Annotated in this window: 23 protein-coding genes; 11 read left to right on the top strand and 12 right to left on the bottom strand. The window is 64.4% G+C overall.

Annotated elements, in window-relative coordinates; genetic code table 11:
• Window positions 1–9: 9 nt before the first annotated feature.
• Window positions 10–372 carry a hypothetical protein gene (locus tag PMN64_RS03195; protein WP_245288938.1) on the bottom strand — a complete coding sequence of 121 codons (363 nt, stop codon included), beginning with the start codon at window positions 370–372 and terminating at the stop codon, window positions 10–12.
• A gap of 203 nt (window positions 373–575) precedes the next feature.
• On the opposite strand from PMN64_RS03195, the gene PMN64_RS03200 reads away from it, so the two are divergent.
• The gene (locus tag PMN64_RS03200; protein WP_028344587.1) at window positions 576–947 is read left to right on the top strand and encodes an avidin/streptavidin family protein; all 372 of its coding nucleotides are present in this window, start codon (window positions 576–578) and stop codon (window positions 945–947) included.
• A 6-nt stretch (window positions 948–953) separates the two neighbouring features.
• Here PMN64_RS03200 and PMN64_RS03205 read toward each other — a convergent pair whose 3' ends face one another.
• Complete coding sequence (locus PMN64_RS03205) at window positions 954–1142, bottom strand: hypothetical protein (RefSeq protein WP_028344588.1); 189 nt, start codon at window positions 1140–1142, stop codon at window positions 954–956.
• An 853-nt stretch (window positions 1143–1995) separates the two neighbouring features.
• Window positions 1996–2976 carry an NADPH:quinone oxidoreductase family protein gene (locus PMN64_RS03210; protein WP_411779688.1) on the bottom strand — a complete coding sequence of 327 codons (981 nt, stop codon included), beginning with the start codon at window positions 2974–2976 and terminating at the stop codon, window positions 1996–1998.
• Between the two features lie 374 nt (window positions 2977–3350).
• Here PMN64_RS03210 and PMN64_RS03215 point away from each other — a divergent pair, with 374 nt between their 5' ends.
• The 7 genes from PMN64_RS03215 (at window position 3351) to PMN64_RS03245 (ending at window position 11836) form a co-directional block, all read left to right on the top strand.
• Entirely contained in the window at window positions 3351–4124 is a 774-nt protein-coding gene (locus PMN64_RS03215; protein ID WP_016848416.1) for a motility protein A, read from the top strand.
• A 28-nt stretch (window positions 4125–4152) separates the two neighbouring features.
• A complete protein-coding gene (locus tag PMN64_RS03220) occupies window positions 4153–4983 on the top strand; it encodes a flagellar motor protein MotB (protein ID WP_028334286.1) in 831 nt (276 codons plus the stop codon).
• Window positions 4984–5095: 112 nt separating this feature from the next.
• Window positions 5096–6994 carry a potassium transporter Kup gene (locus tag PMN64_RS03225; RefSeq protein WP_304499742.1) on the top strand — a complete coding sequence of 633 codons (1899 nt, stop codon included), beginning with the start codon at window positions 5096–5098 and terminating at the stop codon, window positions 6992–6994.
• A gap of 155 nt (window positions 6995–7149) precedes the next feature.
• The gene (locus PMN64_RS03230; protein WP_411779689.1) at window positions 7150–9075 is read left to right on the top strand and encodes a potassium transporter Kup; all 1926 of its coding nucleotides are present in this window, start codon (window positions 7150–7152) and stop codon (window positions 9073–9075) included.
• Between the two features lie 136 nt (window positions 9076–9211).
• Window positions 9212–9541 (top strand): rhodanese-like domain-containing protein, encoded by a 330-nt coding sequence (locus tag PMN64_RS03235; RefSeq protein ID WP_411779690.1) that lies wholly within the window; start codon window positions 9212–9214, stop codon window positions 9539–9541.
• Between the two features lie 9 nt (window positions 9542–9550).
• Window positions 9551–10720, top strand: a complete 1170-nt coding sequence (locus PMN64_RS03240; protein ID WP_411779691.1) for an aminotransferase — start codon at window positions 9551–9553, stop codon at window positions 10718–10720.
• 6 nt (window positions 10721–10726) lie between these two features.
• The gene (locus PMN64_RS03245; RefSeq protein WP_411779692.1) at window positions 10727–11836 is read left to right on the top strand and encodes a polyamine ABC transporter substrate-binding protein; all 1110 of its coding nucleotides are present in this window, start codon (window positions 10727–10729) and stop codon (window positions 11834–11836) included.
• Between the two features lie 146 nt (window positions 11837–11982).
• On the opposite strand, the gene PMN64_RS03250 is transcribed toward PMN64_RS03245, so the two are convergent.
• From PMN64_RS03250 to PMN64_RS03275, 6 genes are all read right to left on the bottom strand, one after another.
• A complete protein-coding gene (locus PMN64_RS03250) occupies window positions 11983–12918 on the bottom strand; it encodes a lipid A biosynthesis lauroyl acyltransferase (protein WP_304499746.1) in 936 nt (311 codons plus the stop codon).
• A 17-nt stretch (window positions 12919–12935) separates the two neighbouring features.
• Window positions 12936–14213, bottom strand: a complete 1278-nt coding sequence (locus tag PMN64_RS03255; RefSeq protein WP_028344597.1) for a beta-ketoacyl-ACP synthase — start codon at window positions 14211–14213, stop codon at window positions 12936–12938.
• Between the two features lie 27 nt (window positions 14214–14240).
• Window positions 14241–15425, bottom strand: a complete 1185-nt coding sequence (locus PMN64_RS03260) for a beta-ketoacyl-ACP synthase (RefSeq protein WP_304499747.1) — start codon at window positions 15423–15425, stop codon at window positions 14241–14243.
• On the bottom strand, window positions 15418–15894 hold the full coding sequence (locus PMN64_RS03265) for a 3-hydroxyacyl-ACP dehydratase FabZ family protein (RefSeq protein ID WP_016848425.1): 477 nt from the start codon (window positions 15892–15894) through the stop codon (window positions 15418–15420). Before PMN64_RS03265 ends, PMN64_RS03260 begins: the two co-directional genes overlap by 8 nt.
• Before the next feature lie 9 nt (window positions 15895–15903).
• Window positions 15904–16203: an acyl carrier protein gene (locus PMN64_RS03270; protein ID WP_024582229.1), complete on the bottom strand. Its 300-nt coding sequence runs from the start codon at window positions 16201–16203 to the stop codon at window positions 15904–15906.
• 181 nt (window positions 16204–16384) lie between these two features.
• Window positions 16385–16726: a hypothetical protein gene (locus PMN64_RS03275; protein WP_028334297.1), complete on the bottom strand. Its 342-nt coding sequence runs from the start codon at window positions 16724–16726 to the stop codon at window positions 16385–16387.
• A gap of 417 nt (window positions 16727–17143) precedes the next feature.
• Here PMN64_RS03275 and PMN64_RS03280 point away from each other — a divergent pair, with 417 nt between their 5' ends.
• Window positions 17144–17770 carry a ParB-like protein gene (locus PMN64_RS03280; RefSeq protein WP_028344600.1) on the top strand — a complete coding sequence of 209 codons (627 nt, stop codon included), beginning with the start codon at window positions 17144–17146 and terminating at the stop codon, window positions 17768–17770.
• Here the strand turns inward: PMN64_RS03280 and PMN64_RS03285 are convergent.
• The 3 genes from PMN64_RS03285 to PMN64_RS03295 all read right to left on the bottom strand — a co-directional run bounded on the left by PMN64_RS03285 (window position 17731) and on the right by PMN64_RS03295 (window position 20673).
• Complete coding sequence (locus PMN64_RS03285) at window positions 17731–18243, bottom strand: MgtC/SapB family protein (RefSeq protein ID WP_028344601.1); 513 nt, start codon at window positions 18241–18243, stop codon at window positions 17731–17733. The two genes, PMN64_RS03280 and PMN64_RS03285, sit on opposite strands and share 40 nt — an antisense overlap.
• 8 nt (window positions 18244–18251) lie before the next feature.
• On the bottom strand, window positions 18252–18830 hold the full coding sequence (locus PMN64_RS03290; RefSeq protein WP_016848430.1) for a peroxidase-related enzyme: 579 nt from the start codon (window positions 18828–18830) through the stop codon (window positions 18252–18254).
• 97 nt (window positions 18831–18927) lie between these two features.
• Window positions 18928–20673, bottom strand: a complete 1746-nt coding sequence (locus PMN64_RS03295) for an ATP-binding protein (protein ID WP_212057288.1) — start codon at window positions 20671–20673, stop codon at window positions 18928–18930.
• A gap of 397 nt (window positions 20674–21070) precedes the next feature.
• On the opposite strand from PMN64_RS03295, the gene PMN64_RS03300 reads away from it, so the two are divergent.
• Together PMN64_RS03300 and PMN64_RS03305 are read left to right on the top strand one after the other, a co-directional pair.
• Window positions 21071–22957: a putative bifunctional diguanylate cyclase/phosphodiesterase gene (locus PMN64_RS03300; RefSeq protein ID WP_411779693.1), complete on the top strand. Its 1887-nt coding sequence runs from the start codon at window positions 21071–21073 to the stop codon at window positions 22955–22957.
• Window positions 22958–23140: 183 nt separating this feature from the next.
• Window positions 23141–24097: a catechol 2,3-dioxygenase gene (locus PMN64_RS03305; RefSeq protein ID WP_411779694.1), complete on the top strand. Its 957-nt coding sequence runs from the start codon at window positions 23141–23143 to the stop codon at window positions 24095–24097.
• Window positions 24098–24205 lie beyond the last annotated feature (108 nt).

The following is a 24205-nucleotide window of genomic DNA, read 5'->3' on the forward strand; positions in this document are numbered from 1 at the left end:
GGCGAAGCCTCAGCTGTCGCCGGCCCAGGCCGTGATCGCGGCCGGCGCGATCACGCGTCTCGGTATGTGCGGATTGATCGTTCCGGCGCTGACGTCCTGCGTCTGGACGAGCAGGGTGCGTGCAAACGCCTTGGCATCCTGCTCGGTCGTGAAGGTACGGGTCTGGCGCGCGAAGCGGTGATGTCCGGCGTCAGGATTTCGCATGGCGAACGAGACGTACCAGATGGCCTTGTCGGTCTTCATCGCGCCTCTTTGGTGGTAATCCGCCCGCGCGATCGCGACGTCGTGCTCGATGCTCGATGTGCAAAAAGTGCCAAGACAAAGAATCCTGAAATACAACACATTGCGGCGAATAGGCTCCTCGGCGAACAAGCAATGCTACAGGATCGGCACGTCTACCGATACTGGCGGCATATTACCTGTCAACCGATGGGTGAAATGACAATGCGCCGTTGCGACGTTGGTTCCATCCGGCAAATTGCCACGCCCTCCCATGACCTGGCGACGTTCGGAACGTCGATTTCCTGGGAAAGTTGTCCCGCTCGTTCGAAGGCATGCTTTACCGGGAGGACGAGATGACGTGGGTCGGCAGGTGGAAAAACCAATACGGTTCGATCGTCGAGATCACCAGCGAAGCGGATGGCCGCATCGAGGGGACGTTTCGAACCGCGCTGGCCGATAGCGGCTTCTACGGCCAGACGGTCGCAATCGTCGGCGTCCACCAAGGCAATTGCATCGGATTTTCGTCGGTCGGTTCGTCGGCGACTGGCGATCGTGTGGTCTCCTATACCGGCTTGCTTCGCGATCAAAAAATCGAAACGGCGTGGTTTGTCGTGTCGGACAAGGCGCTGGTCGCGGCCCGAGAGGGTGAAGCGGCGGCCCTGAAGTCCGTGAACTGGTGGCGAGCTGTCACGACAAGTGTCGATACGTTCGAACGGACGACGTAGGCCTCGCTAGATGACTTGGTCCTCCTTGCGTGCTGCGTTGATGGTCTCCTCCACCTCGGTGGCAAGGGCCGTGAGATGTTCGGCGAGCTTGCTGAACAGCTCGCGCTTGCGCAAGTCAGTCGCCAGGTCGCGGATCAACGCACACTCCGCCGCGTCGCGGCGAAGCTTTTCGAGATGCGAGAGCATGTCCTGCATTTTTCGTCCCCGAATGCCGTAGTCCGCAACGCTAAGGCGGCACAGAACCTCGCAACAATAACCTGTGATACTTTTCGCGAACCTTGGCGAGGGTCGCGTATCTTTCCGATCCTCAAGTCGAGCTTGGCTTGCGAGACCGGCTTCTCCAGGAGGTCGGCGCCCCTCCCGCAGCTTGCTGCTCGTCATTCGTCAGTCTGTGGGCTCAATCAATTCGTTCGGCTTTTCAGAATTTAACTTGACGGATGACCCAACTCAGATGTTCAATACATCCGTCTCACCCGATCGAGGGGCGCTTCGCGATCGTCACGAACGCGGCGTGGGATGCGGTGGACGCCGAGCATGTGCGCGACGACATGCATGTGAGGCGGACGGCGAAATCGTGTGGTCCTGACGCCCTAGCGGCAGGTGTCTCTTCGCATTGCGCGGTGCGCGTTGTGAAGACGGTGACAAACAAGCCCAGTCTCACCGGGGAGAGCACGTATAAGCCGTAACCCATCGCGCAGGGAAAGCCGGGTTGTTTCCGGTTACACCTGTGGTCCTACCTCCCGCGTTTTTTATTACGCGGGACCCATGGGTGCGATCGGCACCCGGCTTTCCCTGCGCCCTCTGCTTCCAGAGCGGCGAAACGAAAAGCAAAGCTCGGACAGATCATGTCGCGAGAATGCGGTTGTTTGACTAACAGACCGCGCAACACATTCAGTGTCGTCCCTGCGAAAGCAGGGACCCATACGCCGCGGCGGATGTCGTGAACAGAGCTCGTCATTCCAGCGAAGCACACCAATCAACGCTTGTGGTTATGGGTCCCTGCTTTCGCAGGGACGACAGCGAGGATGAGGCGATAGCGCTGCCTCTCTCACGACCCGATCCGCACCACCATCTTGCCGAGCGCGGCGCGGGTCTGCATGGTGGTGAAGGCCGCGCGAAAGTCCTCGAACGCGAACACCTTGCCGACCACGGGCGTCAGCCGGCCATCGTTCAGCCATGCCGACAATTGCGCCATTACGCGCGCCTGCGCTTCAGGCTCGCGGCGCGCGATCTGGGCGGCATCGACGCCGATCAGGAGGCCGCCCTTGAGGAGCGGCAGATTGAACGGCAGCGCGGGGATGTTGCCGGCCGCGAAGCCGACCACGACATGGCGGCCGTTCCAGGCGATCGAGCGGAACGCCTGCAGCGAGACCTCGCCGCCGACCGGATCGAAGATCACGTCGGGGCCATGGCCGCCGGTCGCGTCCTTCAGCGCGTCGCGCCAGTCGGGCTTCGTGTAGTCGACGACCGCGTCGGCACCGAAGCTTGCGGCGAAGTGGCGCTTCTCCTCCGTCGAGGCCGCGGCGACGACGCGCGCGCCGAGCAGCTTGCTGACTTGAATGGCGGCGATGCCGGTGCCGCCGGCGGCGCCGAGCACCAGCAACTGCTCGCCGGCCTTGAGCGAGCCGCGCTCGCCGAGCGCATAGAGCGCGGTGAGGTAATTGGTGCGAAAGGCCGCGGCGGCCTCCATCGAGAGCCCGTCGGGCATGATCTCGACGGCGTCGGGCGGCACCACGATGTGCTCGGCCAGTGCGCCCGAGCGCGCCGCGCCCATCACCCGCATGCCCGGCGCGATGCCGGCGACGTCGCCTGCGACCGCATCGACCACGCCGGCGAATTCCGCGCCCGGCGTGAAGGGCAGCGCATCCTTGGTCTGGTAGCGGCCCTCGACCTTCAGCCCATCGACGAAGCCGATGCTCGCGGCGTGGACCCGGACTCGGATCTGTCCGGGGCCGGGTTCGGGGGTGCCGATCTCCCTCAGCTCGATCTGATCGATGGGTGCGTATTGCTCGACGACGACCGCCTTCATCCTGTCCTGCTCATTGGTTGGTTTCCTCGCGGGCCTTTTCCGTTCCGATTGAATCGGAACGGGGCCCTGGTTTCTTGTGTTGACGCGTTCTCTTCACGCGAGCCGGTAGCCAGTTCGCGCAAAAACGCTTCCGGCAATCCTATCCCATGTCCGTTGTTCTACGGGGAGGGGTTTTGTGCATGCGACGGCAGGCTCGCTTGCGGAAAGCCAGCATCTTCAACGACATCGCGAAAAGACCGGCGTTTACCCGTTGTTATCCCTACCAAATTCGGTAACGCGTCCTTAATCGCGTTAACGTTAGGGTTTTCCACGCGGCCCGCCTTGGGCTGCGCGCCGTCCAGGACGGGCAGGTTGCGTACGCGTTGGAGTCTCCTATGGATATCATGACTGGCGCCGGGCTGTTGGCTGGCATCATCGTCATCGCGGTGATGATGTTCATGGGCGGCGACCTGCACATGTTCATCTCCGAACACGCCATGATCATCATCTTCGGCGGCTCGATCGCAGCGACGATGATCCGTTTTCCGCTCGGCGTGATGCTGCACGGCCTGCCGCTCGGCGCCAAATTCGCCTTCACCATGAGCCGGCTGTCCGCGCGCGACCTCGTCGACGAGCTCGCCCGCATCGCCGAGATCGCCCGCAAGCAGGGGCCGGTCGGCCTGGAAAAGGTCGAGACCGACGAGCCGTTCCTCGCCAAGGGCATCCGCTACGTCGCCGACGGTTACGACCTCGAATTCATCCGCGACAACATGGAACGCGACCGCGACAACTTCCTGATGCACCTCGACGAGGGCAGCAAGATCTATCGCGCGATCGGCGACTGCGCGCCGGCGTTCGGCATGATCGGCACGCTGATCGGCATGGTGCAGATGTTCGCCAACATGACCGACCCCTCCAAGCTCGGCCCGTTCATGGCGACCGCGCTGCTCGCGACGCTGTACGGCGCGCTGGTCGCCAATTTGTTCTGCCTGCCGATCGCCGACAAGCTGCATGGCAAGCTGCTCGACGAGGAGACCAACCGCACGCTGATCATCGACGGCATCCTGATGATCCGCGACTCCAAGAGCCCCGCGCTGGTGCGCGAGATGCTGCTGGCCTATCTGCCGGAGAAGCATCGCCAGGAGGAAGGCGAGCCGGTTCCGGCCTGACCGGACCGCGCTTTCGGGAAACGCAGCGATGGCCAAGAAAAAGCGCGGCGACGCCCATACCGGAGGTCACGGCTGGTTCGTGACCTTCGCCGACCTGATGGGCCTGATGATGAGCTTCTTCGTGATGCTCGTCGCGTTCTCCACCATGGACAACAACAAGCTGAAGATCGTCGCCGGCTCGATGCGCGATGCTTTTGGCGTGCAGACCAATGTGCGCTATTCCGGCATCGTCGAATCCGACGGCCTGCCGACCCGGCCGAAGCTGAAGAACGTCGAGCACATCTCGCCGGAGGAGTCTTCGGCCAATCCGACGCCGGACGAGAAGGAGCGCAGCCAGATCAACGGCGCGCGGCTGAAGATCGACCGCGAATTCGCGCTCGCCTCGGCCTCGCTCCGCCAGGCGCTGCAGGACATGCCGGAGCTGACCGAGATCTCCAAGAACATCATGTTCGAGGAGACCAAGGAGGGGCTCAACCTCGAGATCGTCGACCAGGACGGCCGCTCGATGTTCGCCGACGGTTCAAGGGAGCCGTATGACCGCACCCGCCGGCTGATCCAGAAGCTGGCCGCGCCGCTGAAAGCGACGCCGCTGCGGGTCGCGATCGTGGGGCATACGGCCGCAGGCTTCGTGCCGGCGCGCAGCGATTATGACGGCTTCGACCTGTCCGCGGACCGCGCCAACGCGGTGCGGCAGATCCTGGAGCGGGAAGGGCTGCCGCCGTCGCATATTTTCGCGGTTTCCGGCAAGGCGGACGGCCAGCCGCTGTTTCCCGACGATCCGACGCTGCCGGCCAACCGTCGCGTGACCATCACGTTGATGCGGGAAAATCCGCCACTGCCGCCGGATCTGAAGCCGTAGCTCTGGGTTACCATACTACCGTCGACTACCATTGTTGCGCGGTTGACACGCGGAGCGGAAGCGTCGATAGCCGCGCGGATCAAATCAACCGATCGGGCGTTCCAACCTCGCCATGGCTGTCAGCGTCTCATCTACCGAAGCTCAGGAAGGGCAACCCACCTCCAGCTTCTGGGCCCTGACACTCGGCAGCATCGGGGTGGTGTTCGGCGATATCGGAACTTCGCCGCTCTACGCATTCCGCGAGGCGGTCGGCGGCGCCGCGCACGGCCAGCCGGTCACCCGCATCATGGTGCTGGGCGTGCTCAGCCTGATCCTGTGGGCGCTGTTCACCGTCGTCACCGCGAAATACGTGCTGCTGCTGCTGCGCGCCGACAACAATGGCGAGGGCGGCACGCTCTCGCTGATGGCGCTCGGCCAGCGCGCGATCGGACGGCGCAGCTGGCCGCTGCTCGCGCTCGGCGTGGTCGGCGCCTCGATGTTCATCGGCGATTCCATGATCACGCCGGCGATCTCGGTGCTGTCGGCGGTCGAAGGCCTCAAGCTCGCCACCCCGCATCTCGAGCACTATGTGGTGCCGCTGACGATCCTGATCCTGGTCGTGCTGTTCTCGGTGCAGAGTTCTGGTACCGCGCGCGTCGCTTCCGCCTTCGGTCCGGTGATGGTGGTGTGGTTCGCCTCGCTGGCGGTGATGGGGCTCGTCCACATCATGGACGACCCGTCGGTGCTGGCGGCGATCAATCCCTATTACGCGCTCCAGTTCATGCTGACCCACGGCACCATCGGCCTGGTGACGTTGGGCGCGGTGTTCCTCGCGGTGACCGGCGGCGAGGCGCTGTATGCCGATCTCGGGCATTTCGGCCGCAAGCCGATCCAGTCCGGCTGGCTGTTCTTCGTGCTGCCCTCACTGCTGCTGAACTATTTCGGGCAGGGCGCGCTGGTGCTGTCCGATCCCAGCGCGATCGAGAACTCGTTCTACCGCATGGTGCCCGACGTGCTGCTGCTGCCGCTGGTCGGGCTCGCCACCGCCGCGACGGTGATCGCGAGCCAGGCGGTCATCACCGGCGCCTATTCGCTGATCAGCCAGGCGGTGCAGCTCGGGCTCTTGCCGCGCTTCGAGGTCCGCTACACCTCGGAGACCCATGCCGGCCAGATCTATCTGCCGCGCGTCAACCGGCTGCTGCTGATCGGCGTGCTGCTGCTGGTGCTGCTATTCCGCACCTCGAGCGGGCTTGCGTCGGCCTATGGCATCGCCGTCTCCACCACCATGGTCGCCGACGGCATCATGGGCTTCATCGTGATCTGGAAGCTGTGGAACTGGCGCGTGGCGTCGGCGGCGGCTTTGATCCTGCCGTTCGTGATCGTCGACATGACCTTCTTCAGCGCCAATCTCCTGAAGCTGTTCGAGGGCGCCTGGGTGCCGCTGCTGTTCGGCGCCGTCATGGCGACGATGATCTGGACCTGGCGCCGCGGCGCCGCCATCCTGGTCGCCAAGACCCGACGCATCGAGGTGCCGCTGCGCGACCTGATCCACAGTCTGGAGAAGCGGCCGCCGCATATCGTCAAGGGCACCGCGGTGTTCCTGACCAGCGATCCCAGTTTCGTGCCGACCGCGCTGCTGCACAATCTCAAGCACAACAAGGTGCTGCACGAGCACAATGTGATCCTGACCATCGAGACCGCACCGACGCCGCGCGTCGATCTGTCCGAGCGCGTCACCATGGAGAAGGTGAGCGACAAGTTCACCGCGGTGCGCCTGCGCTTCGGTTACATGGAATCGCCGAACGTGCCGAAGGCGCTGGCGGTCGCGCGCAAGCTCGGCTGGCAGTTCGACATCATGGCGACCTCGTTCTTCGTGTCGCGCCGCTCGCTGAAGCCGTCGGCCCAGTCCGGGATGCCGCAATGGCAGGACCATCTGTTCATCGCGATGAGCCGGTCCGCCAATGATGCCACCGACTATTTCCAGATCCCGACCGGCCGGGTGGTTGAAGTGGGTACCCAGGTAACTATCTGATCCGGCGCAGGATTCTGATGTTGATCGACCGTGATCCATGCGTGATCTGCATGGCGGAGGCCTGAATCCGGGCTAACCTATGCATTCCTGCCGGGAGTATAGCGCTGCGACCCGGCATTGTGCGGTGCGGCAGAAGACAGAGGCACGGCTTCCCCATGTCATCCGAGAGTGCGATCACCGCGGCGGAAATGCCGGCGGCAAACGGCAATGGCGAGGCGCATTCCACCGCCACCTTCAAGGCCCTGATGCTCGGCAGCATCGGTGTCGTCTATGGCGACATCGGCACCAGCCCGCTCTACGCGCTGCGCGAAGCCGTCGCGGCGGCCGCCGGCGGCGAGGGCGCGGTGACGGCGCATGCGGTGCTCGGCGTGCTCTCGCTGATCCTCTGGGCGCTGATCATCGTCGTCACGCTGAAATACGTCGTGATCCTGCTGCGCGCCGACAACAATGGCGAGGGCGGCACACTGGCGCTGATGGCGCTGGCGCAGCGCGCGGCGACCAAGGGCGGCGCCGCGATCGTGCTGCTCGGCATCATCAGTGGCGCGCTGTTCTATGGCGACGCCGTCATCACGCCGGCGCTCTCGGTGCTGTCGGCAATCGAAGGCATTAAGCTCGTCACCTCGACATTCGATCCCTATGTCGTCCCGCTCACGGTGGTGATCCTGGTCGTGCTGTTCGCGGTGCAGTCGCGCGGCACCGCGCGCGTCGCGGCCTTCTTCGGGCCGGTGATGTGCGTCTGGTTCGCCGTGATCGCGGTCGCGGCGCTGCCGCAGATCGTGCGGCATCCCGAAGTGCTGTACGCGCTCAATCCGATCCTCGCGGTGTCGTTCATGCTGCATCACGGCGTGATCGGCTTCATCACGCTCGGTGCGGTCTTCCTCGCCGTGACTGGCGCCGAGGCGCTCTATGCCGACCTCGGCCATTTCGGCAAACGCCCGATCCAGACCGCGTGGCTGTTCATCGTGCTGCCGTCGCTGGCGTTGAACTATCTGGGGCAGGGCGCGCTCTTGATCGGCAATCCCAAGGGCATCGAGAACCCGTTCTTCCTGATGTTCCCGGACTGGGCCCTGATCCCGATGGTCGCGCTGGCGACCATGGCGACCGTGATCGCGAGCCAGGCGGTCATCACCGGTGCCTATTCGCTGACGCGGCAGGCGATCCAGCTCGGCCTGTTGCCGCGGTTCGAGATCCGCCACACCTCGGAAGCGCATTCCGGGCAGATCTACATGCCGCGCATCAACCGTTTCCTGTTCATCGCGGTCATCGTGCTGGTGCTGATGTTCCGCTCGTCGAGCGCGCTGGCCTCGGCCTACGGCATCTCGGTGACCGGCACCATGGTGGTGACGGCGATGATGGGTTTTGTCGTGATCTGGAAGGTCTGGCGCTGGTCGCCGATCGCGGCCGCCGCGCTGGTCGCGCCGTTCCTGTTCCTGGACATCACCTTCCTGGCCGCCAACCTGCTCAAGGTGTTCGAGGGCGGCTGGGTGCCGCTCGCGCTTGGCGGTGCGATGATCGTGGTGATGTACACCTGGCGGCGCGGCAGCCGGCTGTTGTTCGAGAAATCGCGCAAGCTGGAATTCCCGCTCGCCGATCTCGTCGCGATGCTGGAGAAGCGGCCGCCGCAGCGCGTCACCGGCACCGCGGTGTTCCTGACCAGCGACCCCGTCAGCGCGCCGACCGCGCTGATGCACAGCCTCAAGCACTACAAGGTGCTGCACGAGAAGAACGTCATCCTGACCATCGAGACGGCGCCGACGCCGCGCATCGATCCGTCCGAGCGGGTGCGGATGGAGCAGCTGAGCGAGACCTTCTCCAAGGTTACGCTGAAGTTCGGCTTCATGGAGCAACCTAACGTGCCGAAGACGCTGGCGATCGCCCGCAAGCTCGGTTGGCAGTTCGACATCATGTCGACCTCGTTCTTTCTGTCCCGCCGTGCCCTGAAGCCGGCGGCGCATTCGGGCATGCCGAGCTGGCAGGACCATCTGTTCATCGCGCTGAGCCGCTCCTCGAACGACGCCACCGACTATTTCCAGATCCCGACCGGGCGGGTGGTCGAGGTCGGCACGCAGGTCACGATCTAGCGGTCCTGCCAGTCACGTCCTGCAAGTCATCTAACCCGTTTCGGACGCTTGATTTTCTCTGCGCAAGAGGCGACTTTGCGGGCCGGAACGGCGGGCCGCGCGACGCTCGCCAAGCTGATATCGGGAGGATATTTCCGTGGCGGACCACAAGGTGGAAGATTTGTTTCCGGACGAGGTGTCGAACGGCATAGCGGAAGGCCGCTATCTGCTGGTCGACGTCCGTGAGCCAAACGAGGTCGCCGTCGAGGCCTATCCCGATGGCGTCGTCGTGCCGCTGTCGACGTTCGATCCGGCGGCGATTCCCGATCCGCAGGGCAAGCAGGTGGTGTTCGCCTGCCGCTCCGGCAAGCGCTCGGTGACGGCCTCGCTGGCCGCCCAGGCCGGGGGCCTGCCCTACGACAAGCATCTGGCGGGCGGCATCATCGGCTGGAAGGCGGCGGGACTGCCGACCAAGACCGGCGGCTGATCCCCTGACATGACCTCCATGAACAAGGTCTTTGCGGACCTTCCCGTCACCATCTTCGAGGCGATGTCGCAGGCCGCGCGCGACAACAACGCCATCAATCTCGGCCAGGGCTTTCCCGACGATCCCGGTCCGGAGGACATCCGCCGCGCCGCCGCGGACGCGTCGATCAATGGCTACAATCAATATCCGTCGATGATGGGCATCCCGGAGCTCCGTCGGGCGATCGCATCGCATTACGGCCACTGGCACGGGCTCAAGCTCGATCCGATGACCGAGGTGATGGTCACCTCGGGCGGCACCGAGGCGCTGACCTCCTCGATCCTCTCCGTGGTCGAGCCCGGTGACGAGGTGGTGTGCTTCCAGCCGGTCTATGATTCCTATCTGCCGATCATCCGCCAGGCCGGCGGCATTCCGCGGCTGCTGCGGCTCGAACCGCCGGAGTGGCGGCTGAGCGAGGAGATGCTGCGCAGCGTCTTCAATCACAAGACGAAGGCGGTGCTCTTCAACAATCCGCTCAATCCGGCGGCGGTGGTCTATCCGCGCGAGGACCTCGAACTGCTGGCGCGGTTCTGCCAGGAATTCGACGTGGTCGCGATCTGCGACGAGGTCTGGGAACACGTGGTGTTCGACGGCCGCGAGCACATCCCGCTGATCACGATCCCGGGCATGCGCGACCGCACCATCAAGGTCGGCAGCGCCGGCAAGATCTTCTCGCTGACCGGATGGAAGATCGGCTTCGTCTGCGCCGCGCCGCCGCTGCTGCGCGTCGCTGCGAAGGTGCACCAGTTCCTCACCTTCACGACGGCCCCCAATTTGCAAGCGGCGGTGGCATATGGGCTTGGCAAGCCCGACGACTATTTCCTCGACATGCGCAACGACATGGCGCGGAGCCGTGACCGCCTGACCAAGGGATTGGAGAGCATCGGCTTTCCGGTGCTGAAGTCGCAGGGGACCTACTTCCTCACCGTGGACCTGTCGCCGCTCGGGCTCAACGAGACCGATGCCGAGTTCTGCTGGCGGATCGTGCAGGACTACAAGGTTGCGGCGATCCCGGTCTCCGCGTTCTACGAGCAGGATGCAGTGACGTCGGTCGTGCGCTTTTGTTTTGCCAAGAAAGACTCGACGCTCGACGCCGCGCTGGAGCGGTTGTCGGACGCTGTTCACCGCCGCAAGAGGTAGGCCAGAATGCGAGAGCAGAACCGTCGTCTCGTCAGCTTCGTCGGCGCGGTCGCGACGGTCCTGCTGCTCTCGGCCTCCGCCGACGCCGAGGAGCGCACGGTCAACTTCTACAACTGGTCGAACTACATGGCGCCGGGAGTCCTCGAGGACTTCACCAAGGAAACCGGCATCAAGGTCGTCTACGACACGTTCGACGCCAACGAGACGCTGGAGACGCGGCTGCTCGCCGGCAAGTCGGGCTATGACGTCGTGGTGCCGACCGGCTACTTCCTCCAGCGCCAGATCACCGCGAAGGTATTCCTCAAGCTGGACAAGTCGAAGCTGCCGAACCTCGCTAATGCATGGCCCGTGGTGACGGAGCAGCTTGCGACTTACGATCCCGGCAATAGCTACGGCGCCAACTACATGTGGGGCACCACCGGCATCGGCTACAACGTCAAGATCGCGGAGAAGATTCTCGGTCCCGACGCGAAGATCGACAGCTGGGACATGGTGTTCAAGCCGGAGAACCTCGCCAAATTCAAGGATTGCGGCATCCACATGCTGGATTCCGCGGACGACATCCTGCCGGCGGCGCTGAGCTATCTTGGCCTCGATCCGAACTCGACCAAGCAGGTCGACCTCGAGAAGGCCGCCGATCTCGTCATCAAGATCCGGCCCTATGTGCGCAAATTCCACTCGTCCGAATATCTCAGCGCGCTGGCCTCGGGCGAAATCTGCTTCGTGGTCGGATGGTCGGGCGACATCATGCAGGCGCGCAGCCGGGCGGCGGAAGCCAACACCGGCGTCGAGATCGGTTACACGATCCCGAAGGAGGGCGCGCAGATGTTCTTCGACAATCTCGCGATTCCGTCGGACGCGAAGAACGTTGCTGAGGCCTATGAGCTGATCAACTACCTCTACCGTCCCGAGGTCGCGGCGAAGAACTCGAACTTCCTGTCCTACGCCAACGGCAATCTGGCGAGCCAGAAGCTGATCGATCCGAAGATCTTCACCGACAAGAATATCTATCCCGACGAGGCGATGCAGAAGAAGCTGTTCGTGATCACCGCGCGCGATCCGGCGACGCAGCGGATCATCAACCGGCTGTGGACGAGGGTGAAGACCGGGAAATGACGCGACGCGTCAGTCCGGGATGGTGCGTCAGCACCAGACCTGAGATGCGCAATTGCGCATCGGGGAATCTCGAGATTCTCGGTGCTCAATTGCGCACCTGAGGGTTCGATGCTTCGCATCGCCCCGGAATGACAAGTCGGATGAGCCTATCGCCAGCGCCGGTGCAGCCAGAGCCACTGATCCGGATATTCGCGGACCCAGCCCTCGACGACGTCGGTGATCGCCTGCATCGTGCCCTGGATATCGATCTGGCCGGATGCGTCGAACACCGGCTTGATTTCCTCGGTGACCTCGCCGCGGAAGCGGCCGTCGGGCAGGCGGATGATCCGCGTGCCGTGGATGGGGCAATCGATCTGCCGGCGCAGGCGCGCCAGCAGCGGATTCGCCGTGGTCTTGCGGCCGAAGAAGGTGACGGGAACGCCGTTGGTCAAATACTGATCGACCAGCATCGCGACGTGCTGGCCGTTCTTCAGCGCCTGCGCCAGCTTGAGCGGCGCGTCGCGGCCGGCCGGGACCAACGTGCCCAGGTTGACTGCTCGGATGCGCTCGATGGCGCGGTCGGCGGCTTCGATGTTCGGCCGCCGAAACAGGATGGTGGCGTCGAGCCCATGCGCTGCGGCGGCAATTGGAGAGAGCTCCCAGTTGCCGAGATGTGCGGCGAAGAACAGTGCCGGCTTGCCGTCGTCGCGCAACTGATCGAACAGCTGCTTGCTGCGCGCCGAGAATTCGACGCGACCCGGCTTGTCGGGATTCTGGGGATCGTGGTCCCAGATGCGGTCGATGTGCGCGAATTCAGCGCCGATGCGTCCGAGGTTGTGCCAGACGCCGGTCAGGATCTCCTCGATCTCCTCCGGTGACTTTTCCGGGAAGGCGGCCTTGAGGTTCTCGCGGCCGATGCGATCCTCGCGCAGCCGGCGGCCGATGAAATGCGCGGCGCGGCCGAAGAACCTTGCGGTCTTCTCGGGATCGAAATAGCGCGTTGTACGCAGCAGGCCGATCGTCAGCCCGCCGATCGCCGCGTCGGTCACGGGCTTCGCGGCGTCACGCAGGTGCGCCCTGGTGCGAAGGAGCAGGCGTTTCATCTGATGAGGCGAGGGCGCTAGGCCGGCTCGCGCGTCAGGATCAGTGAGGCGTTCTGCCCGCCGAACCCGAACGAGTTCGACATCACGGCGGTCACCTTGGCATCGCGCGCCTTGTTGCCGACCACGTCGAACGGGATCGCGGGATCAGGCACCTCGTAGTTGATCGTCGGCGGAATCCGCTGATGCTCGAGCGTGAGCAGCGAGAAGATCGCCTCGACTGCACCGGCGGCCGAGATGGTGTGGCCGACCATCGACTTGTTCGACGACACCGGAATGTTTTTGGTGTGTTCGCCAAACACGGCCGACGTCGCAAGATACTCCATCTTGTCGTTTTCCGGCGTCGAGGTCCCGTGCGCGTTGATATGATCGATTTGCTCGGGCTCCATTCCGGCATCGGCGAGTGTCTTGCGCACGCAGCCGATCGCCGGCTTGCCGTCCGGGGCCGAGCGGGTGCGATGGAAGGAATCGGTGAGCTCGCCGCAGCCGGCGACGACGCCGAGGATGCGCGCGCCGCGGGCCATCGCGGCCTCGTAGCTCTCGAGCACCAGCGCGCCGGCGCCTTCGGCCATCACGAAGCCGTCGCGGTTCTTCGAGAACGGCTTTGAGGCGGCTTGCGGCGGATCGTTCTGGGTGGAGAGAGCCGACAGCAGCGAGAAGCGCACCATGGCTTCCGGGTTAACCGAGCCGTCGGTTGCGACGCACAGCGTCGCATCGGTTTCGCCGCGGCGGATCGCCTCGACGCCAAGCTGGATCGCGGTCGCACCGGACGCGCAAGCCGTCGACAGCGAAATCGGGGACCCTTTGGTACCGAAGGTCTCGGCGAGGTTGAGCGCGACGGAGCCGAAGGTGAAGCGCCGGTGAAAGTGCGCGAACTTCCCGCCACTGCAGGTCGCCAGGTATTCGATGATTCCAAAGTCCTTGGTCGGGACCTCGCGCGCGACCTCGAGCCGCTGCGGCCACTCGGTCTCGATCGGGGCGACTGCCAGAAACAGCGGGCCGGGAAAGTCGCCCTTGCTGCCGATGCCGGCTTGCTCGAGCGCTTCTTCGGTCGCGATCTCCGCCAGACGCTGCGACAGGCTGGTCGAGGAGAATGGGTCGACGGTGACGAAATCGACGGCGCCGGCCATCGTCGTCTTCATACTGTCGAGCGGGAACCGTGTCACGGTCTTGATGCCGGACTCACCCGCGGTGAGGCGCTTCCAATTGTCGGTCTTGCCGCCGCCGAGCGACGTCACGATTCCCATGCCGGTCACGACGACGATCGGTCGGCCGAATTTATCGCGTGGTGCTGTCATGGTGTCCCCGTCGGTGCTTGCGCCGAATTACTTGACGGCCTCGACCAGTGCCATGCCTTCGCCCTGCCAGTGGCCGACCCCCAACACGACAATCTGGGTTGGCGCTTCGGTCTTTTCAACCTCCAGCCCGGTCGGGTCGTTGGCCGGATAGAGCGCGCCGCGCGAAATCGAGAGCGCTGCCAGCGCGAGCCCGAGCGGGAACTGCGCCTCCATGGTGTGGCCAAAGGTCGTTCCGGTGGCGCGGACGGCAAAGCCGGCATGCTGGCTGAGGAATGCACGCTCTTCAGCGGTCGCAGGCTCGGCGCCGGTCGCGCCCGTGATCAGGATACCGTCGTCGCCGCTGACGCCGAGCTGCGGCCACAACGCCTGCAGCGATTTCGTCACGGCGCCCGGCTCCTTGCGTCGGGCAAGGTCGGCGACCACCTTGGTCAGCTTGGCGTACGGCTTTGCGCCGCGGGCCTCGGCATGTTCGCGCGATTCCATCACGAGGAAGGCGCCGGCGGAGCCAATGGCAAAGCCCGGGTTGTTCCTGCGGGCCCAGACCGAGCTATGCTGGTCCTTGAGGGCGAGATCGCCGAATGCATAAAGCATCAAGAGGTCGCCGCGATCGCCGTTATGAGCGGCACCGACCAAGGCGATGTCACTCTGGCCGGCTCCAATGCGCGCGACCGCGATCCGTGCCGCGTCGATGCTCGAGGCTTCCTCGCCCATGAAGGTGCGGGAGGTCCCGCACACGCCGTGAACGATCGCGATGTTGCCGGCGAGCAGGTTGGAGAGCTGCGCCAGGAACAGCGTCGGGCGCAGCTCGTTCATCAGCTTCTCGTTGAGCAGGGCGGGCGGCAGCTTGCCCTGCGCATCGGCGTTCATGATCGCCAGGTCGACATTGAGGTCACGCTCGCCGCCACCGGCTGCGATGATCATGTCCATCCGCGACAGGATTTCCTGATTGCCTTTGACGCCGGCGGAATCGAGCGCCAGCCCGGCGGCATAGGTACCGATCCGCTGCCACGTCTCCATCTGACGCTGATCGCCCTTCTTCGGGATCTGGGCGTCGAAGCTGACGGGGGCGATCGGATGGATCACGTATGGCGCGAGCCGCTTCTCGTCGGCATTGACGCGCCGGGCGCCGAGCGCCTCCCAATGCGCATCCAGCCCTTCGCCAAGCGAGGAGAGCAGGCCTACGCCGGTGATCCAGACTTCCTTCTCAGCCATGACTCATTGCCTGCTGCGGAAACCCGATCTTGGTGGCCATCGCATCCATGTGCACGCGCAAGTCCGGGCTGGGGAAGGGGATATGACGGAAGGTCAGCTCGGCATTGCACTTGAGCTCCTTGCCGACGCGAACCTTCGCCGAGGTGACGGCGAAGCCTGAACCTTCGTGCTCGATCTTGGCCTCGATGGTCAGGAGCGAACCCGGGCTGACGAAGCCGCGCATCTTGGCTTCCTTGACCATGGCGAGGAAGGGCATGCGCTCGAACTTGGTCAGACCGAGGATCAGCCAGCCCGAGCTCTGGGCCATTGCTTCGGTCAGCAGCACGCCGGGCATGATCGGATAGCCCGGGAAGTGCCCCGCGAACACCGAATGGCTGTCGGGCGGGACATCCGCCTCGACGACAATGGTCCTTGCGTCGAGGTTGAGGTCGACGATCCGATCGATCAGCTGAAAGATCTCGAGCTGCATGATGGGCGATTACGAGCCCGTGCCCGTGCCCGCGTTCTTGGCTGCAACCAGCTCGTCGATGCGGTCGGCGAGATTCTTCAACACGAAATACTGCTCCGTCGTGGCCTTGCCGTCGTTGACCTCTTGGGTCCACTTTTCGAGCGGCATTTTGATCCCAAAGGCCTTGTCGATGGCAAACGCGATGTCGAGGAAGTCGAGGCTGTCGATCCCCAGATCGTCGATCGCGTGGCTCTCCGGCTTGATCGTGTCGCGCGGGATGTCGCAGGTCTCCGCGATAATGTTGGCGATCTGCTCGAATGTGGAGGACATCATTAAGCCTTTGATATATTGAAGGTAATTCCGGGTCGGCTCAGAGGAGGCGGGCGCGTTGCCCCGGAATGCCCGATTGCTGGTGCCGGAGTCGTGTGCCCGTATATCGGAGCAGGGCCGTTAGTTCAATGGAGCTTGGCCGGCCTCGCAAGGACGGTTTTTGGGCAGGGTTCCGGCCAGCCTAGCTGCGCGGCATCACCGTAATCTTCGCGCAATCCCGGCGGCCCATCAGCACGCAATCCTGGGTCTTGCGCAAATCGGCGATGCTCATGGCAAGCCAGATGCCGATCGCGGTGAGCGCCACCGTGAAGGCGAAGGCGGCGATGTTGGCGAGCATGCGCTGGCGGAAATCGTCCGGCTCCTCGCGCGGCTTCTCATAGCGAGAGAGATCGTTGGCAACGGAAGCCGGGCGAGTCGATCGGAGCGGTTCCTCGCGCTTGCCGGGCGGCTGCGCCGAGGTACGCGGCCGGAATTTGAGCACCACGTGCTCCGCATCCGAGGAAATTGGCCGCTGCGTCTTCACTGTTGTCAGTCCGGTCGCGTCGCCGGTTATGTTTAGCATGTTCGCTGCACTTCACACCTAAAATCTTGGTGCGCGCAGAGGTGGTATTCATGCTTCGATCACCTCCAGGAGCTGGCTTGCCGTCGAGGTGACTGCTGCGGTGCGCGGGATGCTCGGCATTGCGATGACGAGGCCGATGTCGACACACGCGTTCGACCTTCGCGCATGCACAGTTTGCGCTGCAACGCCGTCACGGAGGTTGAGGCTGCGCGCCCGGGCATCGGCAGCCTGCGCATTGACAGCCGAGGCCGAGGCATCCGGCCGTCGGCCCCACCGCTTCGTGAAGCCATTCCGGCACACCGGACTCTTTCACCCGCCTGCGGGCTCATGACATAGTGGAACCCGTTCCGGAGTGCCGGTCAAAAGGGAGCATAAATCATGGCCCACACGCGCGAGCCTTACGTGAAACCGGTCCCGATCATGTCGCTGCGGCCGACCCAGATGACGGTCGGCATGCAGGAGGTGACGGAGAAGCGGAAGCGCTGGCGCGAGCACAAGTCGGACAAGAAGCGCGCCGAACTGCTGGGCAAGCACATGATCCCGGTCGTCCATGGTCCCGACGATCGCTACTACGTGGTCGATCACCATCACATGGCGCGTGCGCTGCACGAGGAGGGCGTCAAGGACATCCTGGTCACGGTGATCGGCGATCTCACGATGGTCGAGCGCGACGTGTTCTGGGGCGTGATGGACAACAAGCGCTGGGTCTATCCCTACGATTCCAAGGGCGAGCGCCGCCACTTCAAGGACATTCCGAAATCGATCAAGGATCTCAGGGACGATCCGTTCCGCAGCCTCGCCGGCGAGATGCGCCGGGCGGGCGGTTTCGCCAAGGACACGACGCCGTTCAGCGAATTCCTGTGGGCCGATTTCCTGCGCCGCCACATCCCGCGCAAGACGGTGGAGAACAATTTCGCCAAGGCGCTGGAGAAGGGACTGGCGCTCGGCCGCAGCAAGGACGCGGTCTATTTGCCCGGCTGGTGCGGGCCGGCATCCGACGACTGATCTGCCGCGGCCTCCGGCCTGTGCTGATCCTCCTTGCCACCGAGCGCGTGGTGCAGCCACCGCTCGGTCCGCTTGCCGAAGGTCAACAGCAGGAACGCCAGCGCGACGGCGGTGACGACGATCGGCCAGTGTCCGGCGCCGCAGACGATGCCGACGCAAGCGGCGAAGAATGCGCATGCGGCGCTGGTCAGGCCGCGGACCTGGAAGCGGTCGCCCTGCCGCACGATCACGCCGGCGCCGAGAAATCCGATGCCGGTCAGCACGCCCTGGATCACGCGGCTCACCGCGTCGGTGAACTTGCCGGGCTCGACGGCCTGCAATGCCAACAGCACGACCATCGCCGTCGAAAGGCTGACGAGACCCAGCGTCTTCAGGCCGATCGGCTTGCCGCGCAGGTCGCGGTCGAGCCCGATCGCGCAGCCGGCGAGGGTGGCGGCGCCGAGACGCAGGATGATCTCGCTCCAGTCCGCCAAGGCGTCCTCTATTTCGGCTGCCGGCCGAGCATGTAGAACTCGCCGTTCGGCCGCATGCCGGTGACGTTGGCGAGCCGGTTCGACAGCGCGAAGAACGCCGCAACCGCGGCGATGTCCCAGACGTCGTCGTCGCTGAAGCCGTGGGCGGCAAGTGCGGCGAAGTCCGCCTCCGAGACTTCCTCGGCCGCGCGGCTCACCTTCATGGCGAAGTCGAGCATCGCGCGCTGCCGCGGCGTGATGTCGGCCTTGCGGTAGTTGACCGCGATCTGGTCGGCGATCTCGGGATTCTTGGCGCGGATGCGCAGGATCGCGCCGTGGGCGATCACGCAATACTGGCACTGGTTGGCGGCGCTGGTCGCCACCACGATCATCTCGCGCTCGGCCTTGGAGAGGCCGGAGTCCTTCTCCATCAGCGCGTCGTGATAGGCGAAGAAGGCGCGAAACTCGTCGGGGCGATAGGCCAGGGTGAGGAAGACGTTCGGCACGAAGCCGGATTTCTCCTGCACCGCCAGGATGCGGGCGCGGATATCCTCGGGGAGCTTGTCGAGAGCGGGCGTCGGGAAGCGTTTTGCGGTCGGCTGCGTCATGAGATGGTTCCGGCGTGCCGCCTGGGTGCGGCGTCACGCGAGACCATAGTGGATGACGGGTCGGGCGCAAGGCGCATCGTGCCTTGCCGCGACGATGCTAGCGCAGCGGCTTCTTCAGCAGCGAGAAGCGGTCCGGATCGAGGCCGAGCGAGGGCTGCAGCATCGGGGCCTCGGCCGGCGCCATGGTGCGCGCCGGCGCGGGAGAGTTGAAGTTGGCGTCGCTCGGGCTATCGCGATGCGAGGTGGCGCCGCGCCAGCGCTCCAGCACGGCGCTGACGAAATGCATGTCATGGCCGGCGGTGACCGACGGCACCGTGGCGATGGTGGCCTCGCCGCGCGGCAGCTGGTGCGGCGGCACCTCCTTGAAGCGCAGCCGGGTCGGCAGCGCCACGCCTTCGCCGAACGCCAGCACCTCGCGGGTGCCGAGCGAGGGCACGAAGGACAGCAGGTTGGCGGCGGCGTCCGAGACCGCGGAGCGCAGCAGCGCCTGGTCGCGGTCGTTGGCGAGGCGCATCGTGAACAGCGTGTTGCACTGGGAGATGATGGTCGCGTCGAGTTCGGCCGGACGCTGGGTGATCAGGCCGAGATAGACGCCGTATTTGCGGCCTTCCTTGGCAATGCGCGACACCGCCTTGCGGGTCGGCCCGAAGCCGATATTGCGGTCGGCGGAGGCGTAGCGGTGCGCTTCCTCGCAGACGAACAGCATCGGCGAGACGCCGTCGCTCCACAGCCCGAAATCGAACGCCATGCGGCACAGCACCGACACCACGGAATCGACGACTTCGGCGGGGAAGCCGGCGAGCTGCATGATGGTCATCGGCTTGCCGTTGGCGGGCAGGCGGAACAGATGGCTGATCACCTCGGCCATGGTATCGCCGCCGACATTGGCATTGTCGAACATGAAGGCGTAGCGCGGATCGTTGCGCACCGCGTCGATGCGCGAGATCAGCTTGTGATAGATGATGCGCGAGGAGCGGTTCTCCAGCTTGCCCATGCGCTCGTCGATCAGCGAGATCAGGTCGACGAGGCGATAGGGCACCGGCGTATCGACGGTGTAGCCGACCTGCTTGGGGTCGATGCGCTTCAGCCCGAGACCGACCCGGTCGGAGTTCTGGTACTGGGTGTAGATGCCCTTCGCCATCGGAATCACTTCGGCGAGGATGTCGAGCTCCTCGGGCACGCCGGGCCGGCCGCCGAACAGCACGTCGACGATCTCTTCGAAGTTGAACAGCCAGAACGGCAGCTTCAGGTTTCGCGGGTTGAGCACCTGCGCGCGCTCGCCGAAGCAGCGGCCATATTCGTTGTGCACGTCGAGCAGGAAGATGCGCAGGTTCGGCCGCGACTTCAGGATCTCGTTGAGCAGCAGCGACACGCCGGTCGACTTGCCGACGCCGGTCGAGCCGAGCACCGCGAAGTGCTTGGAGAGCATCTCCTCGACGTCGACATAGGCGATCACAGAACGATCCTGCTGCAGCGTGCCGACATTGATCTGGTCCGAGCCGCTCGGCGCATAGACCGTGCGCAGCTCCTGGTTCGTGATCAGATCGGTGCTGTCGCCGATGGTCGGATAATGGGTGACGCCGCGCTGGAATTTCGGGCGGTCGCCGCCCAGGATCTCGCCGAGCAGGTCGACCGAGGCGGTCGCCATGTATTCGTCGGATGCCGGCAGGTTCTCGCACGTCACTTCGGTGATCATGGCGACGATGACCGAACTCGCGCAGCGGATACTGACGAACCGGCCGACCGTTGCTCGCATCTCTGAAAGTTGCATCTGGCCGCCCGCCAGCAGCCCAACCCGGGCCTGCGAGCCGCGCACAGAGATCACACGTCCGAAGGGTGTCACAGTTCCAGCCTGGCTCGTTCTCAAAATCTAAATGTCCGGACCAATATGCCCGCCCGGGATTGGAAAAACCGTTAAATCGCCGGGGTTCTGCATCGGCTAAATCTACACCTTCCCGGTGACGATTTGTTTCTATCGTGCCGCGAGATGACGCCCCGTCATGTGCATCGGCGGCGGATTCGTCGCTTTCCGGCACAGCCGCGTTTGTTTCCCGGTTTTTCCGTTAACGCGGGATTCACCATCTCCGAGGAGTGCATCGGCAGCTCCGTAGGTTTGCGGGGAATTGGGCTCGATTTGTCATGCGCTGTGGCCCGGTATCGCGTAACCGATTGCTAACTGCGAGTTGTAACGACCTTTCCATTTGTGCTGCGTAACGATGCCGCGCCCGGGAGAGATCAGCGTGCGCATCGAACATCGCAATTCAGGAAATGCCGATGCTGGCTCGACCAAGGGGCTGGCGTTCTGTGCCGGCCTGTTGGTCGGCAGCCTGCTCGGAAGCGCCACCGCGCAATGGAGCGAGCGCGAAGGCCTGCTGATGGCGGCATTCGCGATCATGGCCGTGATCGTCTTCCTGTTGCTCAAGCGGCACGAAATCTCCGACGAGCGGCTCGCCACCGAACGTCGCAATCTCATGACCGCCGTGAACAACATTCCGCAGGGCCTCGTGCTCTACGACGCGTCGGCGCGCATCATCATCTGCAACCGTCCCTACATCGAGATGTTCGGGCTTTCGCCCGACGTCGCCAAGCCCGGCTGCACCATGCACCGGCTGATCGCGCACAGGCAGGAGACCGGCTCGTTCGACGGCGATGTCGACGACTTCTGCGACGCCATCATGGGCAACGTGAAGCTTGGCCGCGCCACGCGTCAGCTGACGCAGGCGCCGGGCGGGCGCGCGATCGAGATCGTCAACAAGCCGCTGCCGGAAGGCGGCTGGGTGGCGACCATCCAGGATATCACGGAGCGCACGCGCACCGAGAACAGGATCGCCCACATGGCGCACTATGATGCGCTGACCGACCTGCCGAACCGCGTGCTGTTCCGCGAGCGCCTGGAGCGGGCGCTGAAGGCGATCCGGCCGGATCAGCAGCTCGCGGTCATGTATATCGACATCGACGAGTTCAAGGCCGTCAACGACGCGCTCGGCCATCAGATCGGCGACGAATTGCTCAGGGCGATCGCCGACCGCCTGCGCACCTGCGTTGGGGACACCGACGTCGCGGCGCGGCTCGGCGGTGACGAGTTTGCCGTGATCCAGACCGTCGTCCGCGATCAGACCGAGACCATGCAGCTCCTTGCTGCGATCTATCAGGCGATCCGCCGGCCGATCGAGTGCAGCGGGCATTTGATCACCACCGACGCCAGCATCGGCATCGCCGTTGCGCCCGCCGACGGCCTCGACATCGATCAATTGCTGCGCAATGCCGACCTCGCGCTCTACGGAGCCAAGAGCGACGGCCGCCGCACCTACCGGTTCTTCGAGACCGGCATGGACGCACGTGCCAAGGCGCGGCGCAGCCTCGAGCTCGAGCTGCGCCAGGCGATCGCCGACGGCAGCTTCGAGCTGCATTATCAGCCGCTGCTCCATCTCGAGGAGGGCCAGGTCAGTTGCTGCGAGGCGCTGGTGCGCTGGCGTCATCCGGAACGCGGCACCATCTCGCCGGCGGATTTCATCCCGATCGCCGAGGACACCGGCCTGATCAACGATCTCGGTCACTGGGTGCTCAACACCGCGTGCCGCGAGGCGATGAACTGGCCGGAGCATGTTCATGTCGCGGTCAACGTGTCTCCGATCCAGTTCAAGAGCCAGACACTGGCACTCAACGTCGCCGCCGCGCTCGCCGCGACAGGTCTTGCACCTTCGCGACTTGAGCTCGAGATCACCGAGGCGGTGCTGATCCGCGACGACGAGGCTGCGCTCGATATCCTGCATCAGCTGCGCGAACTCGGCGTCCGTATCGCGCTCGACGATTTCGGCACCGGCTATTCCTCGCTGAGCTACCTGCAGCGCTTCCCGTTCGACAAGATCAAGATCGATCGCGCCTTCATCAAGGATCTCGCCGGGACCGGCGCGTCGTCCACGATCGTCCAGGCCGTCGTCAACATCGCCGCTGCCAGCGACATGACCACGACCGCGGAGGGCGTCGAGACCGAGCAGCAGCGCAACCTGCTGCGCATCCTCGGCTGCACCGAGATGCAGGGCTATCTGTTCAGCCGGCCGGTGTCATCGGCTGAAATCCGCAAGCTGCTCTCGTCGCATCGCGAGACCGCCGTCTCGGTCGCCTGACCGCCTGCCTCGACCGCTTTCACGAGGTGATTCCGGCGACGGAATGCCGTGCGAGCGCAATTGCCGTTGCCAGTAATTTTGTTGACGGGACCTAATCATTTGTACACTAGTACAAATCGACGCGCCGCTCACCTGTCCAACCGCAAGTCGTCGATCCGGCGTCGTCGCGGAGGGAGACCGCCCATGCAGCCGGAACCGATCTTCGATCTCGCGCATCTCGGGCACATGGAGCTTTTGACGCCGAAGCCGGACGAGAGCCTGAAATTCTTCGTCGACGTCATGGGCATGACCGTCAGCGGCCGCAAGGGCGAGTCGGTATATCTGCGCGGCTGGGACGATTACGAGCGCTATTCGCTGAAGCTGACGGCCTCGAAGACTTCAGGGATGGAGCACATGGCGCTGCGGGCGCGCAGCCCGCAGGCGCTCGAACGTCGCGTCGCCGCGCTGAAGGGCTCGGGCTTCGATATCGGCTGGATCGACGATGACATGGGGCAGGGGCCGGCATTCCGCTGCCGCGATCCCGATGGCCATGTCATCGAGCTCTATTACGAGACCGAGTGGTACGAGGCGCCGTCCGAGCTGAAGCCCGCGCTGAAAAATCAGGCGCAGCGCTTTCCGGCGCGCGGCGTCAATGTCCGCCGGCTCGACCATCTCAATTGCCTCGCGGTCGACATCAAGGCCAACCGTCTGTTCTTCGAAGACTACCTCGGCTGCCGCACCACCGAGCAGATCGTGCTCAACGACGGCACGGAAGCCGCGATGTGGATGACGATGTCGAACAAGAGCTACGACTTCGCCTATACGCGCGACCATTACGGCAAGCGCGGCCGGTTTCACCATGTCACCTACGCGCTCGACAGCCGTGAGGAGATCCTGCGGGCCGCGGATATTTTTCTCGAGCACGGGGTGCATATCGAGACCGGGCCGCACAAGCACGCGATCCAGCAGACCTTCTTCCTCTATGTCTATGAACCCGGCGGCAACCGCGTCGAGGTCGCCAACGCCGGCGCACGTCTGATCCTTGCGCCGGACTGGAAGCCGATCGTGTGGACCGAGGAAGAGCGCAAGAGGGGACAGGCGTGGGGGTTGAAGACGATCGAGTCGTTCCACACCCACGGTACGCCACCCGTGATCGACTAGATGCCGGATCGCCACACGAAAGCCGCCCGAGCGCGTCGATACGCCGCCGCGAACACGCGCGCTCGCTGACGACAACACCGACGCGCAGCCGATATGATCCGGCTCGCG

It is taken from the genome of Bradyrhizobium sp. UFLA01-814 (assembly GCF_046718885.1).
In the GTDB taxonomy this organism is placed as follows: Bacteria; Pseudomonadota; Alphaproteobacteria; order Rhizobiales; family Xanthobacteraceae; genus Bradyrhizobium; species Bradyrhizobium elkanii.

Bases quoted from the DNA above. Each gene is read 5' to 3' on its own strand.
- PMN64_RS03205 (WP_028344588.1), bottom strand. From the start codon at position 1,142: ATGCAGGACATGCTCTCGCATCTCGAAAAGCTTCGCCGCGACGCGGCG.
- PMN64_RS03260 (WP_304499747.1), bottom strand. From the start codon at position 15,425: ATGGCTGAGAAGGAAGTCTGGATCACCGGCGTAGGCCTGCTCTCCTCG.
- PMN64_RS03220 (WP_028334286.1), top strand. From the start codon at position 4,153: ATGGCCAAGAAAAAGCGCGGCGACGCCCATACCGGAGGTCACGGCTGG.
- PMN64_RS03250 (WP_304499746.1), bottom strand. From the start codon at position 12,918: ATGAAACGCCTGCTCCTTCGCACCAGGGCGCACCTGCGTGACGCCGCG.
- PMN64_RS03290 (WP_016848430.1), bottom strand. From the start codon at position 18,830: ATGACGCAGCCGACCGCAAAACGCTTCCCGACGCCCGCTCTCGACAAG.
- PMN64_RS03240 (WP_411779691.1), top strand. From the start codon at position 9,551: ATGACCTCCATGAACAAGGTCTTTGCGGACCTTCCCGTCACCATCTTC.
- PMN64_RS03215 (WP_016848416.1), top strand. From the start codon at position 3,351: ATGGATATCATGACTGGCGCCGGGCTGTTGGCTGGCATCATCGTCATC.
- PMN64_RS03230 (WP_411779689.1), top strand. From the start codon at position 7,150: ATGTCATCCGAGAGTGCGATCACCGCGGCGGAAATGCCGGCGGCAAAC.
- PMN64_RS03280 (WP_028344600.1), top strand. From the start codon at position 17,144: ATGGCCCACACGCGCGAGCCTTACGTGAAACCGGTCCCGATCATGTCG.
- PMN64_RS03210 (WP_411779688.1), bottom strand. From the start codon at position 2,976: ATGAAGGCGGTCGTCGTCGAGCAATACGCACCCATCGATCAGATCGAG.
- PMN64_RS03305 (WP_411779694.1), top strand. From the start codon at position 23,141: ATGCAGCCGGAACCGATCTTCGATCTCGCGCATCTCGGGCACATGGAG.
- PMN64_RS03245 (WP_411779692.1), top strand. From the start codon at position 10,727: ATGCGAGAGCAGAACCGTCGTCTCGTCAGCTTCGTCGGCGCGGTCGCG.
- PMN64_RS03255 (WP_028344597.1), bottom strand. From the start codon at position 14,213: ATGACAGCACCACGCGATAAATTCGGCCGACCGATCGTCGTCGTGACC.
- PMN64_RS03225 (WP_304499742.1), top strand. From the start codon at position 5,096: ATGGCTGTCAGCGTCTCATCTACCGAAGCTCAGGAAGGGCAACCCACC.
- PMN64_RS03200 (WP_028344587.1), top strand. From the start codon at position 576: ATGACGTGGGTCGGCAGGTGGAAAAACCAATACGGTTCGATCGTCGAG.
- PMN64_RS03270 (WP_024582229.1), bottom strand. From the start codon at position 16,203: ATGTCCTCCACATTCGAGCAGATCGCCAACATTATCGCGGAGACCTGC.
- PMN64_RS03265 (WP_016848425.1), bottom strand. From the start codon at position 15,894: ATGCAGCTCGAGATCTTTCAGCTGATCGATCGGATCGTCGACCTCAAC.